Below are 17,632 nucleotides of genomic sequence, written 5' to 3' on the forward strand. Positions count from 1 at the left end.
CCCCGACGAACTCCGTCAGGGGCAAGGTTCCACATGGGTCAAATCTCAGTGACAATTCCGACTGCTGCCGGGTCAGTTCTCAGTGACAGCCAACATTCCGGTTCACCCAGCCGATAGTAGCGACCGCGTCTACGTCGAGATCAGATACCTCGTCGGCATCGCTGAACTCGCGAGAGCCGGTCTGATCAATCTGGTCACGTCTGCTGAGCTGCACGCGGAAGTGACACGCCAGCCGCTCGGCCGTTTTCGAGGGTATCGGATTGGCGACCTGAACATCTTCGACGACTTGGCCATTCCATCCGTCGATGGATACCACCTCGATCTGGTCGCTGCGAAAGAAAGCCAGCAACTCCGAATTCGGGCGCGGACGGATGAACCCTTCGCTGCAATTGCTCGACTGCTCCCCGAGAAGAGCAACCTAGATGCGTGGCATCTGCATACGGCGCATGTCCACAAGGCGTTCTGTTTCCTTACAATGGACTTTCGCCTGAAGAACGCCGTTTCGAGCATTTCGCGGAATAATTCTTTTCCCGCGCTTGATACGAAGCTGATGCTTCCATCCGATCTCGCGGCAGCGATCGGCCTTCGACCCATCGACACATTCTTGATCAGTTACCGCAAGGCGATCTGGGCAGTCCATCCGGAGATGAACCTGCCTGGCAGCCGTCGGCAACCATCGCCCCGCCGCAACGGCGTCAATGAACAAAAGGGAGCGCAATCGAACATGGAGGAAAGCACGGGCATCAGTCAGTTGCCACGCGTCAAGAGAATACGCGGGGCGCAAATCACCCATGGCATGGAAGCCGTGAACATCCAGTATGACGACGAGCACGGCAGAATTCACGAGCTTACAATGCGGCTGGACGACGCGCTGTACCTGCTCTCGATCCTCAAGGCGATGCAACTGAACCTGGACATTCCGTTCCCGGATGACCCGCGCGATGCGGACGCGCGCCCGGTTCGCCCAAGCGAACGAGAGAACGGATAATCACGGACTTAGAGGCACCCCAGAACGCCCCGCGAACATCGAACCCGCCCCGTGTCGCATCCGTGTTGCACGGAGGAATCTGGGCTGGTCGTAAGCCTTTGGAATCTTTGGGGAGTGTTCGGGACGGGCTTGCAACACGACGCGACACGCAAACGCCTCCCGTGTGGGAGGCTCTTAAGCGGCTGTATTCTTGGGGTAATTTGGTTGCGGGGGTAGGATTTGAACCTACGACCTTCAGGTTATGAGCCGAACCTATTGATTTACATGACTCTTTTGATTTCAGCAACTTAGAAGACAAGCCTTTGGAATCGCGGATTTTTTGCGAACTCTCGACGTTTCTCGCCGGATTTGGGCGGATCGACGTGCGCTCAGGAACGCATTCGCGGGTTGACCAGGCGTTGACAAGCGATGCTCATCAAACGCGATAGACCATCTCTACGGTCCCATGCACCGATCATTACGCGAAGGGCGGAAAGTGTGAATTCGCCGCGTTGCGGCACGAAATTGGATAGGCAGCGAAAGCAGACCTTCGGTACCGAAGTCTTCGGTTCGTCCTGTTTCGGAACAGAACTTCAGGGAACCGGACCTTCGCTGCGTGCTCATACGACTTGCGTCGACCATGAAGAATCCGACATTGGATTCATTTCGTAGAGTTGGATTCTAGCGGTGTGCGGGTAAATTCTGAAAAAGGCTCAGGCCGATAATATCTTATTTAAAACTTCAGCCATTCCAACGGGTTGAAACTCAGCTTCTCTCATGCGAGCGATTACAAGGTTTCTGAGCTGCTCGTAGCTTAGTGCGCCCCTCTGCATATCAACAAACTGCTTTAGCACATTGCGCCCGCGAAAGTCCGACGACCAGCGTTCATCGTTTAGAGCGGCACGCAGTTTGTCCACCTCGGCCGACTCCATTTCGGCAATTTTCTCCGGAGTTAAGTCTGAAACTACTGCATCCAACTTTTCTTTCGACCTTCCGATTGCCTGCGAAAAGCCATCAGCAAGTGCGAATTTTCCCCTGTCAAACCCAAGTGAAATAGATCCAACTAATCTTGAGTTAATTGTCGACTCGATTCTTATTCTAGCAATATCACGAATTGTTAGCTCGGCGGCTGCACGAAGCTTTTTACTTGCCTCTTCCTCCGTGAGGTCAATCTGGCCAAGGGTAATCTCGCTCAAGGCCTGTCGGATGAAGTTGGGCTCAAGTAGATAATTTTCTATGTGATAGCGATCCCACGTGTGGCGCCGCTCGTTCGCCACAAGAAACTCGCCACCAAAGTCTCTATCAACGATAGAAAAGAATCGGGCGTCCAGCCTACCGCCTTCCGCAGCTTTCTCAAGGACGTCTTGTGCCCCGGAGACGGTTCGCTTGCTGCCAAGAGAGACTAAATTTACACGATCTACAAAATCAGGGAAAAGCTGAGATACAATTCTCGCGTCAACCTCAGTGTCCTCCCCTTCCAGTAGGACTATCTTGGATCGCGGGCTGTATGACGCAAGATCACCAACCAGCGCAAATATGGCATTCTCGACGTCCTGTCCTGCCGCAACTCTGTCAATCTGGCTCTCTCCTTCGGCAACCTGACTAGCTGGCCGCATATGAAAAACACAATACGATGGTTCCTGCACTGCTTCACGGAGAATTGAGTCAGAATGGGTAACCATCCAGATCTGATTTGAATTGGCTCGCCCAATGTATTTTTCATAGAATCGAGGCAAGCTTCGCGAGAGTCGGGGATTGAGGTGTAGCTCAGGTTCATCGAACAAAATGATCGAATGTTTTGGCGCAGCGTTACGAAGCTTCAGATAGCCGAGCAGCACTTCCTTTTCTCCGGAGCTAAGCTCGTTGATGTCGTGCTGCCGTCCACTCTCCAATTGAACTGGAAATTCTAGCGCTCCATCCTTCGTTGGGGTGGCTCCGATAAACTTCTTTCCCGGAAAGAAGTTTGAAAAAAGTTCGTCCAATGTATTCTTCAGAGTGTTTTTCTCTTCAATTTCAACACCTGCACGCTCCGCCAGCATCTCCATAATGTAAGACTGAGCCATTTCGGCTTTTACACCTGCATATTTGTTCTTTGTATCATAGAGGGCTTTCTGCGCATTTTTGTTCGAGGCGTCCTGAATCCTTAGGTTCAGGCTGCCCAGTTGTTCTCTGTCGTAAACTCGTGAGGGCGAATGATAGTCAATTACGCCGATGGCCTTGGGGCGATAGAGAGAAAACACTAGCTCAAGAACCGGAGATCCGACGACTGCGGGAGTGTCGCCCGGTTTCATAGTGAGTTCGGCATGGTATGTATCAGAGTCCAGCGAGGCTAATAGTCGTTCTGCTAGCGCCTGAGCTTGGCTCTCAATGATTTCGCCGTCAGCCCTCTTCGTGGTGGGGTCAGCTATCGCAACGTCACCCTCCGCAGAGCGCTTTCGAAGTAGTCGGGACCACCTCAGGCTCCGATAGAGTTCGACTGCGTTGTCTCTAAGAAACCTTTTCTCCGAAGGGCTTAGTTCAAACTTGGCTTCAATCTTCAGAGGCTTCGTCGGGTCAAACAAGATGCGCTCTGCGTCTGTTTGGAGTTCTCGTGCGTTAATATTAAATTCGCTAAACCATTGCCCATACTCGTTTTGGTGGTATTGGCCATATGCAGATTTCAACAAACGAATAGCATCGAATATACTGGACTTGCCACAGCCATTGGGGCCGGCGACTACAATCGCATCAGTAAGGCCATCCAACTCAAGCTTCCTGATCGCGCGAAAATTCTGAATACCTATTGATTTTACTCTCAACGCTGATGTCCTTGAATGTACCCGCTGTGATAGACCAAGGTTACTCTAGCGGCGTATGGTCTGTTCGCAAGAGGAACCGGACCGCAACACCTTGAACTACGTCCTTATCCTTGGACAGGTTCCAGCGTAGATGAAGCTGGTCACTGCCCCTGCTGATCGGGTTGGGTTTCGTCCGCGGCGCAGCGACATGTCCAAACCCACTAAGCAATTCATTTCTTTCTCCTCGCATTGCAACATCTGCTTCAAGTCACCGAGAACCCAACCCACCCGTCAGGTCAGCCCGATTTCCCATGCTTCGTCCCGCAGACCGTGAGTTTGACCAACTCCAGATCTCGCACGTGCGGCGAATGGCGGAAATGCGGGCTACGACCGCAGAAACCTGGCTGGGTGGCCGATGTCCGCTGAGGGCCGACAGCCCCGCCCCTACCCCTTCGGCGTCACATCCTTCATCCCTTTCTGCAGCAGCAGTGCCACCTGTTCTGCGGTGAACTTGAACCCCTGGCCGTCCGGGATTCGCTCGGCAGAGACCGGGTATTTTGGGCGGCGGGGGTCGATGCCGGTGATGCGGAACTGCTCGCGCCCTGTGCTGAACTGGCGGCCGTAATCGGCGGGGGAAAGCCCGAAGGCCTCGGCCAGCGCCTCGAACCGCAGCCGCTCGGGGTCGAGGGCTGTGCCATCCGGCAGGGGGATCGAGACGCGAAAGGTGGCATCGAACCCCCACCGCAGGTCGACGCCGGTGATGTCACGCGGCTCGACCACCAGGCCATGACGGGCGGCGACGGTCTCGCAGGCCTTCAGCATTTCGGCTTGCAGGCGCTGGCACAGCACGGGCGTCAGATTTCTTGGGGGCTTGGTGCTGGGCATGGCAGTTTCGCGATTGGGAGCGTGCCGACAGGATTACCCCATGGGCGGACCCCGATCAAACGATGGGTACAGATGGTGGCCTGCCTTCGTCTGCTCCCTATCTCGCGCGCTGGACGAGTTCGTCCAACCCCTTGTTCTTTCTATCCGGAATTGACCCCTGCCTCCAGTTCCACCTTCCGCCTGTATTCCGGTCCCTGCCCCGTGGTCCGACTTGATAGTGGCGCGGGTCTACACCTGTGTCGTCGGGCAAGGAGGCGGGATGGATGGTCAACCGACTGAAACTGAATGAGAAAATCCTGCGCGAGGCGGAACCCAAGCCCGGCGTCAGCTACCAGATCTTCGACACGGAGGTGATCGGCTTTGCCGCCCGGGTGCAGGCATCGGGCGCTCGGACCTTTACCATCGACTATCGGCACGCCGGTCGGCAGCGGCGGATGACCATCGGGCGCTGGCCGGAATGGAGCGTCACGGCCGCGCGCGAACGTGCGAAGGAACTGCGCCGCGCCATCGACGAGGGGCAGGACCCTCTGGCGGCGCGGGACGAGTGGCGCGAGGCCCCGCGCGTCACGGACATGATCGACCGTTACATCGCCGAGCATCTGCCGAAACTGGCCAAGACCAATGCGGGCGACCAGGTTTCGATGCTGAAGAAGATGGTCGAACCGGCCTGGGGCAACCGGCTGGTGACGGAGATCACCAAGTCCGACGTCGCGAAGTTCCTCGATTTCGTGGCCGAGGGGCGCCCCCGTCCCTGCAAGGCGAAGCCCAACAACCGCGCCCGAAAGCTGCAGGGTCACAAGCCCACCCCGATCCGCGCCAACCGGATGGGCGAGGTGCTGCGCAAGATGTTCACGCTGGCGGTGGAATGGGAATGGCGGACGGACAACCCGGCACAAGGCTTTCATCGGCGCATCGAACATGCCCGCGAACGGTTCCTGTCGCCCGAGGAGCTGACCCGGCTGGCGGCCGTGCTGGATGCCGCCGAGGATCAGCGCGCCGCGGCGATCATCCGGATGTGCATGCTGACCGGCGCCCGGGTGGGCGAGGTCCGGACGGCGCGGTTCGAACAGTTCAACCTCGACTATGCCATCTGGTCGAAACCCGCCTCGACCACCAAGCAGCGCAAGATCCACCGCGTCCCGATCTCGCAGGACGTCGCGGCCATCGTGCGGCAGCGCCAGCAGGCGGTGCCGAGCGGCAACCCGTGGCTTTTCCCCGGCGATACCGTCGGCCAGCCGGTGCGGGAAATCCGCCGCTTCTGGGCCAAGGTGCAGAAGGAGGCGGGGCTGGCCGACGTCCGCATCCACGACCTGCGCCACACCTTCGCCTCGCTCTTGGTCAGCGGCGGCGCATCGCTGGAAATGATCGGCAAGCTCTTGGGCCACAGCCAGATGCAGACCACCCAGCGCTACGCGCACCTGATGGATTCCCCTCTGCGCGCGGGCGTCGACACGGTGGCGAGCCTCCTGCGCCCGCGGCCACGCCTTGTGCATGACACATTGCAGGACGGGGCCGACCTGCCGAAATCGGCCTGACGCTCACGCCGCATCCTCGCCCCGCAACCTGCGCCAGAGCGAGGACAGCCGCTTGCGGATCGTGCTTTCATCGGGAACCTCGCCCGACTTCGAGTTCTGGACAAACCAGTCCTGCACCAGTGAAACCAGCGCGGTCTGGGTGTCGGGCGCCCCCTTCTCGAACAGGAACCACGTCAGCCACGCGTACATCGCGTCCCAATCGTATCGCGGGCTGGCCCCGATGGTGGAGGCCGGGCGCCGCAGCAGATCGCGCTCTTCCTCGAAGGTCTGCAGCGTTCCGGCATCCAGCAGCAGGTCGGAGGACCGGACCAGCAAGCCCTCTGCCGGGTCGGTGATCGTGAGCCAGGCCTTGCTGCCAAACGGCATGACCCGCCTGAGCCTCGCCTGTTCGTCGCTCGGGCCCATCCGCCGGAACATCCCCATCAACTCCGCCATCGGCACCTGAACCATCCCGGCCACCGTCTCCTCGCCACAGACGACCGGAGGAATGCCGGCCACGACATGCAGATGCCCCGCTGCCGCCCAGCCCGCCACATCGGCCGGGTGACAGCCCCAGCGCACGGCGATTTCATAGATCGAGAAGAAGGCAACGGGCGGAAGCGGCATCGGGAAACTCCTTTCAGACATGCGGCATCCTTCGGCCAGGGCCGTCGGCATGCAGGTTACAAATGGCCCTACGCGCGACGCGCGCGGGCCTACGGGTTGGAGAGCACGTCGTCGAGGAAAACCGCCTGCAGGCCAGAGGCACACCGTGACCGGCATGCGCATCCGACTGTGTTCGTCTTTTCGATTCTTGTGGACTGCTCAACAAAGTGTTTACGCAACCCAAAGGCGAGCACGCAACGAAAAACCTGTGACGCCCCGCCCGAACAAAGAAAGAACCTGTGGATATCGTCGAGCGCCTGCGGCGCCCGACCGGAACGATCTGTTCCGGCACTTCCGCTCCCCTCGGAACCGGAGAATCCGCCCGAAGGCCGGTCAAATCGCCCAGCCCGGAGTGAGCGGTGACGCACGCGCACACTTCGCCGCCCTGAACCGCCACAGATGATCGCCGCTGAGGCGGCCTGCCTGCGGTGGGCCTGACTCGTCAAGGTCGCGCGACCCCAATGAAACAAGGGGCGGAATAGGCCTAGCGTCCTCGGTTCCACCTTCCGCCTGTCTTCCGGTCCTCGCGCTCTGCTTCGCTGACCTGGCCCCTGCCAGAGGGGCGCAAGGTGAACGGAGCAGCCCATGAAAGACATTCTGACCGATCCCGACGAGGACATCCCCGACCTGCTGGCCGACTGGATCAGCCGCGAGCAGCTGGCGCGCGCGCTGGGCCTGACCGCGGACACGCTGTCGCGGTGGGAAGCCCGCCGCCAGGGGCCGCCCTGCACACGCATAGGTCGAAAGACCTATTATCGCCGCGCCGCCATCCAGGAGTGGATCCGGTCGCAGGAACAGGCCCATCCGGTGCGCAAGACGCGGGGACGGCCATGACCATCCATCCCCGCAGCTCCGCCTGGCCCGCCGACCGCGTGGCCGAGGCGCGCGCTGTCATCGCCGATGTCGCGCATCACAGCGATCTCCTGATCCGGCTCGCCTGCAACGTGCTCGCCAAGCATGGCGAAACCCCGGCCGAGCGGGCGGAGGCGCAGCGCCTGCTGGTGGTCGTCGATGCACGGCGGCCGGTGCGGCTCGCCCAGCGCGAAGACCAGGGGAGGGCCGCGCGATGAAGCGCCGTGGCACCCCCGAGGCCGATCTGCAGCGTGCCGTCGTGCAGGCGCTTCGCATCGCGCTGCCCCGCACCGCCATCATCCATCACTGCGCCAACGAGGTGACCGAGGCCGGGCCCCGCGGGGCAAAGCGCCAGGCGATCCTCGTCGGCATGGGCGTCCATGCCGGGTTCGCCGATCTGATGCTCCTGTGCGACGGCCGCATTCTCTTCCTCGAATTGAAGGCGCCGAAAGGGCGGCTGCGGCCGGAGCAGGAGGCGTTCCGCGATGCGGTGCAGGCGCAGGGGTTCGGCTGGGCGCTGGTCCGCAGCCTCGATGACGCGCTGGGCGCGCTGGCCGATCACGGTTTCACGACGCGCATCGCCCCTGCCCCGCCGAGGACCGCGCCATGAGCCACGAGGCCACCAACTGGGCCATCAGGCAGCGCGGGCTGAAACCCACGACCAAGATCGTGCTCTGGCACCTCTGTGACCGGTTCAATCCGGACTATGGCTGCTTCCCCTCGCAGGACCGGCTGGCGCATGACTGCGAGATCAGCCGGTCCACGCTGAACGATCACCTTGGCCAGCTCGAGGCCGTTGGCCTTCTGCGGCGCGTGCCGCGGCTGGACCCCGTGACCAAGCGCCAGCTGCCCACCCGCTACATCCTGGGGTTCGAGCCGGGCTTCACACCTGTGGCTGTGGTGCCGTGTCTGGAAATCGGACACGGGGAATGCGCCCCTGCGGAAATCGCCGACATGGCAGTGGGTTCACCACTGGATGCCGCGGCCGATGCCCTGCCGTGTCCGGATTTCGGACACGGGGAGGACGCGGGAGCCGTGTCCGATTTTCCGGCTGACCCGTGTCCGGAAAATCGCCAAGCCCGTGTCCGGATTTCGGACACTAACCCTGTAAGGGAACCTCTAAGTAAACCAGTAAAGGAGGAGGAGGGCGCGCAGGCGCGCGAGGGCGTTTCCGATGAGGTTTTCGGGGACCTGCTGGCAGCGCTGGGCCTCGACCCAGCCGTCCTCCCCGGCTGGTGGCAAGGCTGGCCGCCCCGGCTGCACGTCCAGCGCTGGCGCGACGAACTCGGGCTGACCGAGGTGGAGATCATCGCCACGGCCGCGGCCTCGCGCCAGGACCACCCGGAACCGCCGGATGGGCCGAAAGCGCTGGACCGGGCGATGCGGCGTGCCGCCCAGCGCAAGGTCGAGGATGCCGGGCGGAAACGGCGCAAGCCCAAGGCAGCCCCCGCCCCGGCAGCGCAGCAGATCACCGACCTCCCCGCCTTCTACGCCGACCTCGTCAACTCCGACCGCTTCCTGCCGGTCAGCGCGATCAGCAACACGCTGCGCGACGCCATGCTGGCCCGGGGGTTGGTGACGGCCGAACGCCTGCGCGAGCGCGGGGTGCGGTGAATGGCATGGTGTCACGTCCCCGGCACGGATTGTCCCTCTGCGCAGGCGGCGGAGGCCTTGATCTGGGCCTCATGCTCGCCGAACCCGGCTATCACACCCGCGCCTTTGTCGAATGGGACGACTGGCCCCGCGCCGTCCTCATCGCGGCCCAGCGCGCAGGCTATTTCGGCCCGGCCCCGATCTGGACCGATCTGCGCAGCTTCGATGCCCGTCCCTTCCAGGGCGCCTTCGACGCCGTCCTCGCCGGATATCCCTGCCAGCCCTTCAGCGCAGCCGGGAAACGCGGTGGCGCCGATGATCCCCGGCACCTCTGGCCCGACGTCGCCCGCGTCATCGGCGAATGCCGCCCCGAATGGGTATTCCTCGAAAACGTCGCCGGTCACGTCACCCTCGGTCTCGAGACCGTCCTGCGAGAGCTTTGGGGATTGGGCTACACGCCTGCGGCGGGGCTGTTCTCGGCGGCAGAGGTCGGTGCGCCGCATGAATGGCTGCGGATCTTCATCCTGGCCCACACCGATGAGCCTGCACCCCGTCACCGGCCGCTACAATCCGGCCGGGAACAGCGACTTCACGAGAAAGGCCGAGGCGCTGGCGCGGGGCATCGCGAAAGCCCTGCCGAACCACTGGCCGACACCGGCCGCCCAGAACTGGAAGGGCAGTTCCGAGGCCAGCATCACCCGGACCGACGGCAAGTCCCGGATGGACCTGCTGCACTACCGGGCAGAGCAGGGCTTCATCCGCCCGGCCCCGGCGACTTTGCCGGATGGGCAGCGGTCCTGGCCGCACGCCCCGATCTCGCGCCCGCTCTGGGCTTCGATGATTGCCTCGCATGGGCGCGTCGTCTCGCGGCGGATCCTGAAGGGTCGGTCGCGGCGGCGGCTGAACCCGCTCTTCGTCGGATGGCTGATGGGCTGGCCCATCGGGCACGCGCTCTGCGCCTGCTCGGCAACGGAGTTCACCCTCTGGCAGCAGCGCATGCGTGGCGCTCTCTCGCAGCTGCCCATGGCCTCGGGCCCGTGGATCTGGCGGCCGGCGGACGCTGCCCAGCACCCGGCGCAGATGGATTTCCTTGAAGGATTGCAGCCATGAGCTTCCAGGGACGGATCGGTCGCACGGGCGGCACCAGGGTCAAACGCGCGCTGGGCGTGCAGGCGGCACTGGAATGGGCGTTCCGGGTGGAACAGGCGCAGCTGGAACTGCCCCTGCCCCCGGACATCACCGAGGAAGGTTTCGGCTTCGGCCTGGAATACGTCCTCCTCCAGCGCGCCGTGCTGGGCTGCAAGATCGACGGCGGACAGCACAAGATCGGCAGCTATACCCACGAGGACGCCGAATTGATCGCGGCCACCGTCGCCGGGATCCCCGACAGCCTCGGCGGCAAGCGCATGGCGATCCGCGTCGCCGAACTGGCACGCGCCGGGCTGACCCCGGACTGGATGCCCGGCGCCGTCCCGCGCTGCGTGCCGATCATCGTGAAGCAGAACCAACACGGCACACATGCGGGCGCCATCGTCGTGGGCACCGAACGCATCCGGGTGCGTGGAGCGGGCGCGCGCGCCACATGGAAGACCATCGACATCCTGGCCTGCCCGGTCACCTTTTCTCCCCACCCGCGGCAGATTGAGGCGGCCAGGCGCGGCTATGACGACTGGTGGCAGGCGCTGGGCTGGGTGCGGGACGGGCTGATCGCAGGCGGGATGCTGCGGGAGGTCGAGGTGACGTCGGCGATGCCGAAGGCGCGGCCTTGGGAAAGATCACAGCCAAGCCGCTGGTAGCGGCTGGATTTCGCCCTCTGGCTGAAATACCGTCTGGAAAAGACTTACCGGGGGAAGATTTCACAATGGCATCAATCGACAACGGCTCGGACCTCGGGATTGAAGCCGCCCTTTTCAAAGCCGCGGACAAGCTGCGTGGCAACATGGAGCCGTCTGATTACAAGCACGTCGCCCTTGGCCTGATCTTCCTCAAGCATATCTCGGACGGGTTCGAGATGAAACGCCAGGCGCTGCTGGCCGAATACCCCGAGGGCGCCGAGGACCCGGATGAATACCTCGCCGACAACATCTTCTGGGTGCCGCAAGAGGCGCGCTGGTCGCATCTGCAGGCCAGCGCGAAGCAGCCCACCATCGGCCGCCTGATCGACGAGGCGATGATTGCCATCGAGAAGGTCAACCCGTCGCTCAAAGGCGTCCTGCCAAAGGATTACGGCCGCCCCGCGCTGAACGCCGTCATGCTGGGCGAACTGATTGACCTGATCTCCGGCATTGCGCTGGGCGAGGGCAAGGACAAGGCGCGCGACCTCTTGGGCCGGGTCTATGAATACTTCCTCGGCCAGTTCGCGGGCAGCGAGGGCAAGCGCGGCGGCGAGTTCTACACCCCCCGCTCGGTCGTGCGCACCATGGTCGAGATGCTGGAACCCTACAAGGGCCGCGTCTACGACCCCTGCTGCGGCTCGGGCGGCATGTTCGTGCAGTCGGAAAAGTTCGTCGAGGCCCACGGCGGCCGTCTTGGCGACATCGCCATTTATGGGCAGGAAAGCAACTACACCACTTGGCGGCTGTGCAAAATGAACCTGGCCGTGCGTGGCATCGACGCCGACATCAAGTGGAACTCGGAAGGCACCTTCCACAAGAACGAACTGCCCGACCTGCGCGCCGATGTGATCCTGGCCAACCCGCCCTTCAACATCTCGGACTGGGGCGGCGAGCGGCTGCGCGACGATGCGCGCTGGAAATACGGCATCCCGCCCGCGGGCAATGCCAACTTCGCCTGGCTGCAGCACATCCTGCATCACCTGTCGCCCACCGGCACGGCCGGCGTGGTCCTGGCCAATGGCTCGATGTCCTCCACCCAGTCGGGCGAGGGCGAGATGCGCAGGGCCATGATCGAGGGCGAGGTGGTCGATTGCATGATCGCCCTGCCGGGGCAGCTGTTCTATTCCACCCAGATCCCGGCCTGCCTGTGGTTTCTGGCGAAGGACAAGTCCAACGGCATCGCGCGCGATCGCAAGCTGCGCGACCGGCGGGGCGAGGTGCTGTTCATCGACGCCCGCAAGCTGGGCTTCATGGTGGACCGCACAAGGAAGGAGTTTTCCGATGCCGACATCGCCCGGATCGCTGACACCTACCACGCCTGGCGGCTGGGCGAGGGCTACGCCGATGCGCCGGGCTTCTGCAAGTCGGCGAGCATCGAGGAGATCCGGTCCCACGGCCACGTCCTGACCCCGGGCCGCTATGTGGGGGCCGAGACGGCGGAGGAGGACGAGACACCCTTCACCGAGCGCTTCGCTGCCCTGCAGGAGCAGCTGGAGGCGCAGTTCGCCAAGGCCGAGGAACTGACGGCGACCATCCGGGCGCGGCTGGCAGGGGTTGGGATGTGAGGGGAACTCTTCGTCTCGGCGATCACTGTCTGAAGATCGGCAGCGGCGCGACCCCACGCGGCGGCAAGGAAGCCTACCTTACCGACGGCCCATATTCGCTCATTCGCAGCCAGAATGTCTTGAATGACCGTTTTTCGATTGGTGGCCTCGCATTCATTTCGCAAGAGCAAGCCGACCAACTTTCTAATGTCGAAGTTCAGCCAAACGACGTCCTCTTGAACATCACAGGCGATAGCGTCGCCCGGGTGTGCCAAGTCGATCCCGTGGTCTTGCCTGCCCGGGTGAACCAACATGTCGCAATCATTCGGCCGCAGCCCGAGGTAATTGACCCTCGATTTCTCCGATACTTTATGGTCTCCCCGGAGATGCAGGCTCACATGCTCGGACTGGCGGCCTCCGGCGCAACCCGGAATGCACTGACCAAGGGGATGATCGAGAAGTTCGAAATTCCGGCGGTTCCGCTCCCCGAACAACGCGCCATTGCCGCCACCCTCGGGGCGCTGGATGACAAGATCGAGCTAAACCGCAAAATGAACGCCACGCTGGAGGCGATGGCGCGGGCGCTGTTCCGCGACTGGTTCGTCGATTTCGGCCCCACCCGCGCCAAGATGGAAGCCCGCGCCCCCTACCTCTACCCCGACCTCTGGGCGCTGTTCCCCGACCGCCTGGACGACGAGGGCAAGCCGGAGGAGTGGGCATTCGAACCTCTTCTGGATCAGGCGGAGTGGGTCAACGGGGCTGCCTACAAGAATATGCACTTCTCCGATGACCCCGATGCGCTGCCGGTGATCAAGATCGCCGAGTTGAAAAACGGCGTGACAGGAGCCACGCAGCGAACCGCCACCGATCTTGGCGCGCGCTATCTGATCGACGATGGCGAACTCCTCTTCTCGTGGTCAGGCAACCCCGACACTTCGATTGACACCTTCCTGTGGACGGGTGGCAAAGCCTGGCTGAACCAGCACATCTTCGCCGTGCGCCCGAACGGCAAACGCTCCAAGCCTTATCTTCACGCCCTTCTGAAGTTCCTCAAACCGGAATTTGCCGAGCTGGCGCGGAACAAACAGACCACCGGTCTAGGCCATGTGACCAAAGCGGACATGCAGCGCATGATGGTCTGCGCGGCATCGCCAGAGGTTCACAACGCATTTGATCGCCTGATCGAACCGATCTTCAATCAAGCTCTTGGGCTTCAAACTGAGACCCGCACCCTCGCCCAGACCCGCGACCTCCTCCTGCCGCGCCTGATGTCGGGGGAGTTGCGGGTGGCCGACCTGGCCTCATTCGATCAGGAGGCCGTAGCATGAAGCTGCCAGTGCGCACCAAGAACGCCATGCTGCTGGGCAACGGCCTGATCGCCCATGTCCACACGGTGCAGGAGTACCGGAAAAAGCACGGCAAGCTGCCCCAACGGCCCTACCTGACCTACACCCAACTGGTCGAACAAACTGGTGCGAAGCTCGCCAAGGTCGGCATCGGCAATTTCCTCGACGAGATCATGGAGGCCATCCATGCCCCCGATGCCCCGGAACCGATGCGCGGCCTGACGCTTTTCGTGACCGACAAGACCGGTTCGATCAAATACGGCACGGACCGCTGGTTCGGGATCACCGCCCAGAACGCCATGCAGTATCGCAAGGCCGTACTGGAGTTCGACTGGTCGGACGTCGCTTTCGTTGCGACGGCCGAGGGAGGCTGAACGGTGCCCACCCTGACCGAGGCCGAAGTCGAAGCCGTCCTGCTCGATCACCTCGGGCGGCTGGGCTATGCCTGTCTGAACGACGCGGTGTCCGGCCCCGATGGCAGCACGCCCGAGCGCGAGGCCTATTCCGACACCATCCTGGCTGCGCGGCTGCGGGATGCGATGGCGCGGCTGAACCCGCAGATCCCCGAAGATGCGCGCGAGGATGCCCTGCGGCGGGTGGTGGCCTCTGACCGCCCCTCGCTGATCGAGGAAAACCGTCGCCTGCACCGGTTCATGGTCGAAGGCGTTCCGGTCGAATACCGCGCCGACGATGGCACGATCCGGGGCGATGCGGTGCGGCTGGTGGACCCGGAGGATCGGCTGAACGACTGGCTGGCCATCGCGCAGTTCACGGTTATCGAGAACGGCAACAACCGGCGCCCGGATGTGGTGGTGTTCCTGAACGGTCTGCCGTTGGGTGTGATCGAGGTGAAGAAGCCAGGGGCCGAGACCGCCACGCTGGGCGCAGCGTTCAACCAGCTGCAAACCTACAAGGCACAGATCCCGTCGCTGTTCCGCGCAAATGCCGTGCTGGTCACGACCGATGGGGTGAAGGCGCGCATCGGCTCGCTGACCGCAGATCTGGAACGCTTCATGCCGTGGCGTACCACCGATGGCGCCGATGTGGCGCCCAAGGGTGCGCCGGAGATGCCGGTGCTGATAGAGGGCGTGCTCGAACGCGGACGGCTGCTGGCGCTGATGCGCGACTTCACGGTCTTCGGCGACACGCCCGGCGGGACTGCCAAGATCATCGCGGGCTACCACCAGTTCCACGCCGTCAGGAAAGCCGTAACCAGCACGGTGGAGGCCAGCACGTCGGGAGGCGACCGCAAGGCAGGGGTAATCTGGCACACGCAAGGATCCGGCAAGAGCCTGCTCATGGCCTTCTATGCGGGCCAGTTGGTGCGCGAACCGGCGATGGAGAACCCGACCATCGTCGTCATCACAGACCGCAACGACCTGGACGACCAGCTGTTCGGCACGTTCTCGATGTGCCGCGACCTGATCCGGCAGACGCCGGTGCAGGCGGAAAGCCGAGAGGATCTGCAGAAGGCGCTGTCCCGCGCCTCGGGCGGGGTAGTGTTCACCACCATCCAGAAGTTTGCACCGGAGAAGGGCGAGGCCTATCCGATGCTGACCGACCGGCGCAACGTGGTCGTCATCGCGGACGAAGCCCACCGCAGCCAGTACGGGTTCAAGGCGCGGATCGAGAAGAGCGGCGAGATCGCCTATGGTTTCGCCAAGCATCTGCGCGACGCGCTGCCGAATGCATCCTTCATCGGCTTCACCGGCACGCCGATCGAACAGGACGACGTGAACACCCCGGCCGTGTTCGGCCATTACATCGACGTCTACGACATCAGCCGCGCCGTCGAGGATGGGGCGACGGTGCCAATCTACTACGAAAGCCGACTGGCGCGCATCGAGCTGCCCGAGGAGGAAAAGCCGAAGGTCGATGCCGAGATCGAGGAACTGACCGAGGACGAAGCCGTCAGCGAACAGGAGCGGTTGAAGCGGAAGTGGTCGACGGTCGAGGCGCTGGTTGGCGCCGAAAAGCGGCTGCGCATGGTGGCTGAGGATCTTGTCACCCATTTCGAGGCGCGGGTGCAGGCGATGGACGGCAAGGCCATGGTGGTCTGCATGAGCCGCCGCATCTGCGTCGACCTTTACAACCAGATCGTCGCGCTGCGTCCGGACTGGCATTCTGACGACGACAGCGCCGGTCTGGTGAAAATCGTGATGACCGGATCAGCCTCGGACCCGGAAGCCTGGCAGCCCCATATCGGCGGCAAGGCCCGGCGCGACCTACTGGCCAAGCGGGCGAAGGATCCGAAGGACCCCCTGAAGCTGGTGATCGTTCGGGACATGTGGCTCACCGGCTTTGACAGCCCCTCGATGCACACGATGTACATCGACAAACCGATGCGGGGCCACGGGTTGATGCAGGCCATCGCCCGCGTCAACCGCGTCTTCCGGGATAAGCCCGCGGGGCTGATTGTCGACTACATCGGCATCGCCCAGAACCTGAAGTCCGCGCTGGGCCAGTATTCCAAGGCGGACCAGGAACAGGCTGGGATTGACGAGGGCGAAGCTGTCTCAGCTCTGCTGGAGCGGCTGGATGTCGTGCGCTCCATGTTCCACGGTTTCGACTACTCGGCCGGATTGACCGGCACCCCGCACCAACGGCTTGTCGCTTTGGCAGAGGCGTTGAACTGGATCCTGGCCAGGCAGGACGAGGCCGCCCAGCGCGAAGCCGACAAGGAGGCCAAGAAGGCTGCGCATCGCCGATATCCGGATGCAGTTCTGGCGCTCTCGAAGGCGTTCGCCCTTTGCTCGGCCAGCGACACTGCCCGCGAAGTCCGCGACGAGGTCGGCTTCTTCCAGACCGTGCGCGCGGCGATGGTCAAGGCAGCCGACACGTCCGGTCGCTCGGCCGCCGAGCGCGACCTTGCCATCCGTCAGATCGTCAATGGCGCCGTCGCATCGACCGAGATCGTCGACATTCTGTCCGCGGCCGGACTGTCATCGCCGGACATCTCCATCCTGTCGGACGAGTTCCTGGCCGAAGTCGGCCAGATGGAAAAGAAGAACCTCGCCCTTGAAGCTTTGAAGAAGCTGCTGAATGACGAGATCAGGTCGCGCAGCAGGAGCAATGTGATCGAGACCCGGAAATTCTCGGAGCGGCTCGAAGAAGCCATCGCGCGCTACCACACCAATGCCATCAGCACGGTCGAGGTGCTGCAGGAACTGATCGCGCTGGCCAAGGACGTCCGCGATGCTCGCAACAGGGGCGAAGAAGCGGGCCTCTCACCCGAAGAAGTCGCCTTCTATGATGCACTTGCCGATAACCAAAGCGCAGTCGATGTGCTGGGCAACGACCAGCTGAAGATCATCGCCCACGAGTTACTTAATGGGCTCAAGGCTAACATCAGCATCGACTGGGCCCACCGCGACAGCGCCCGGGCCCGGCTGCGTGTTCTGGTCAAGCGCATTTTGCGGAAATACGGCTTTCCACCGGATCTCGAGGACGCTGCGGTTCAGGGTGTCTTGGCGCAGGCGGAAGCGATCCTTTCGGAGGTGGTGCGCTGATGGAAGCCGCGAACCCAACGGGCGGAAGGACGAAGCCGCTCGCGCGGCATTGGCGCTTGTGGCTGGCGTTTCGCATTGATCTGAGTCCCGTGCATTTGAGAAAGCGCGCAGCTGTCTGACGATTGGGACCTTCTCAATCGACAG

At 62.6% G+C, this 17,632-nt stretch carries 15 protein-coding genes and 1 pseudogene; 13 read left to right on the forward strand and 3 right to left on the reverse strand.

What is annotated here, in order from left to right; genetic code table 11:
- Positions 1-82 precede the first annotated feature (82 nt).
- Positions 83-988, forward strand: coding sequence for a hypothetical protein (locus EV655_RS17240; RefSeq protein WP_132546601.1), 906 nt, complete (start codon positions 83-85; stop codon positions 986-988).
- A 692-nt stretch (positions 989-1,680) separates the two neighbouring features.
- Here the strand turns inward: EV655_RS17240 and EV655_RS17245 are convergent.
- Positions 1,681-3,765 (reverse strand): AAA family ATPase, encoded by a 2,085-nt coding sequence (locus tag EV655_RS17245; RefSeq protein WP_132546602.1) that lies wholly within the window; start codon positions 3,763-3,765, stop codon positions 1,681-1,683.
- Between the two features lie 423 nt (positions 3,766-4,188).
- Positions 4,189-4,629 carry a hypothetical protein gene (locus EV655_RS17250; protein ID WP_132546603.1) on the reverse strand — a complete coding sequence of 147 codons (441 nt, stop codon included), beginning with the start codon at positions 4,627-4,629 and terminating at the stop codon, positions 4,189-4,191.
- Between the two features lie 263 nt (positions 4,630-4,892).
- Here EV655_RS17250 and EV655_RS17255 point away from each other — a divergent pair, with 263 nt between their 5' ends.
- Complete coding sequence (locus tag EV655_RS17255; protein WP_132546604.1) at positions 4,893-6,164, forward strand: tyrosine-type recombinase/integrase; 1,272 nt, start codon at positions 4,893-4,895, stop codon at positions 6,162-6,164.
- 3 nt (positions 6,165-6,167) lie between these two features.
- On the opposite strand, the gene EV655_RS17260 is transcribed toward EV655_RS17255, so the two are convergent.
- Positions 6,168-6,770, reverse strand: a complete 603-nt coding sequence (locus tag EV655_RS17260) for a hypothetical protein (RefSeq protein WP_132546605.1) — start codon at positions 6,768-6,770, stop codon at positions 6,168-6,170.
- A 624-nt stretch (positions 6,771-7,394) separates the two neighbouring features.
- On the opposite strand from EV655_RS17260, the gene EV655_RS17265 reads away from it, so the two are divergent.
- From EV655_RS17265 to EV655_RS17310, 11 genes and pseudogenes are all read left to right on the forward strand, one after another.
- A complete protein-coding gene (locus tag EV655_RS17265) occupies positions 7,395-7,643 on the forward strand; it encodes a helix-turn-helix transcriptional regulator (RefSeq protein WP_132546606.1) in 249 nt (82 codons plus the stop codon).
- Entirely contained in the window at positions 7,640-7,879 is a 240-nt protein-coding gene (locus EV655_RS17270; RefSeq protein ID WP_132546607.1) for a hypothetical protein, read from the forward strand. The genes EV655_RS17265 and EV655_RS17270 overlap by 4 nt, the downstream gene beginning before the upstream one ends.
- Positions 7,876-8,271 carry a VRR-NUC domain-containing protein gene (locus tag EV655_RS17275; protein WP_132546608.1) on the forward strand — a complete coding sequence of 132 codons (396 nt, stop codon included), beginning with the start codon at positions 7,876-7,878 and terminating at the stop codon, positions 8,269-8,271. Before EV655_RS17270 ends, EV655_RS17275 begins: the two co-directional genes overlap by 4 nt.
- Positions 8,268-9,275 (forward strand): helix-turn-helix domain-containing protein, encoded by a 1,008-nt coding sequence (locus EV655_RS17280; RefSeq protein ID WP_132546609.1) that lies wholly within the window; start codon positions 8,268-8,270, stop codon positions 9,273-9,275. Before EV655_RS17275 ends, EV655_RS17280 begins: the two co-directional genes overlap by 4 nt.
- Positions 9,276-9,346: 71 nt before the next feature.
- Positions 9,347-9,748, forward strand: a pseudogene (locus EV655_RS18930) (DNA cytosine methyltransferase); the annotation flags it as partial.
- Positions 9,749-9,791: 43 nt separating this feature from the next.
- Complete coding sequence (locus EV655_RS18935) at positions 9,792-10,364, forward strand: DNA methyltransferase (protein WP_243645129.1); 573 nt, start codon at positions 9,792-9,794, stop codon at positions 10,362-10,364.
- On the forward strand, positions 10,361-11,050 hold the full coding sequence (locus tag EV655_RS17290; RefSeq protein WP_132546611.1) for a hypothetical protein: 690 nt from the start codon (positions 10,361-10,363) through the stop codon (positions 11,048-11,050). The genes EV655_RS18935 and EV655_RS17290 overlap by 4 nt, the downstream gene beginning before the upstream one ends.
- Before the next feature lie 65 nt (positions 11,051-11,115).
- Positions 11,116-12,654, forward strand: a complete 1,539-nt coding sequence (locus tag EV655_RS17295; protein WP_132546612.1) for a class I SAM-dependent DNA methyltransferase — start codon at positions 11,116-11,118, stop codon at positions 12,652-12,654.
- Positions 12,651-13,961 (forward strand): restriction endonuclease subunit S, encoded by a 1,311-nt coding sequence (locus EV655_RS18765; protein ID WP_165905391.1) that lies wholly within the window; start codon positions 12,651-12,653, stop codon positions 13,959-13,961. Before EV655_RS17295 ends, EV655_RS18765 begins: the two co-directional genes overlap by 4 nt.
- Complete coding sequence (locus EV655_RS17305) at positions 13,958-14,353, forward strand: hypothetical protein (protein WP_132546613.1); 396 nt, start codon at positions 13,958-13,960, stop codon at positions 14,351-14,353. Before EV655_RS18765 ends, EV655_RS17305 begins: the two co-directional genes overlap by 4 nt.
- A gap of 3 nt (positions 14,354-14,356) precedes the next feature.
- On the forward strand, positions 14,357-17,488 hold the full coding sequence (locus EV655_RS17310; protein WP_132546614.1) for a type I restriction endonuclease subunit R: 3,132 nt from the start codon (positions 14,357-14,359) through the stop codon (positions 17,486-17,488).
- Positions 17,489-17,632: the final 144 nt, after the last annotated feature.

This window comes from Rhodovulum euryhalinum, assembly GCF_004342445.1.
Taxonomy (GTDB): domain Bacteria; phylum Pseudomonadota; class Alphaproteobacteria; order Rhodobacterales; family Rhodobacteraceae; genus Rhodovulum; species Rhodovulum euryhalinum.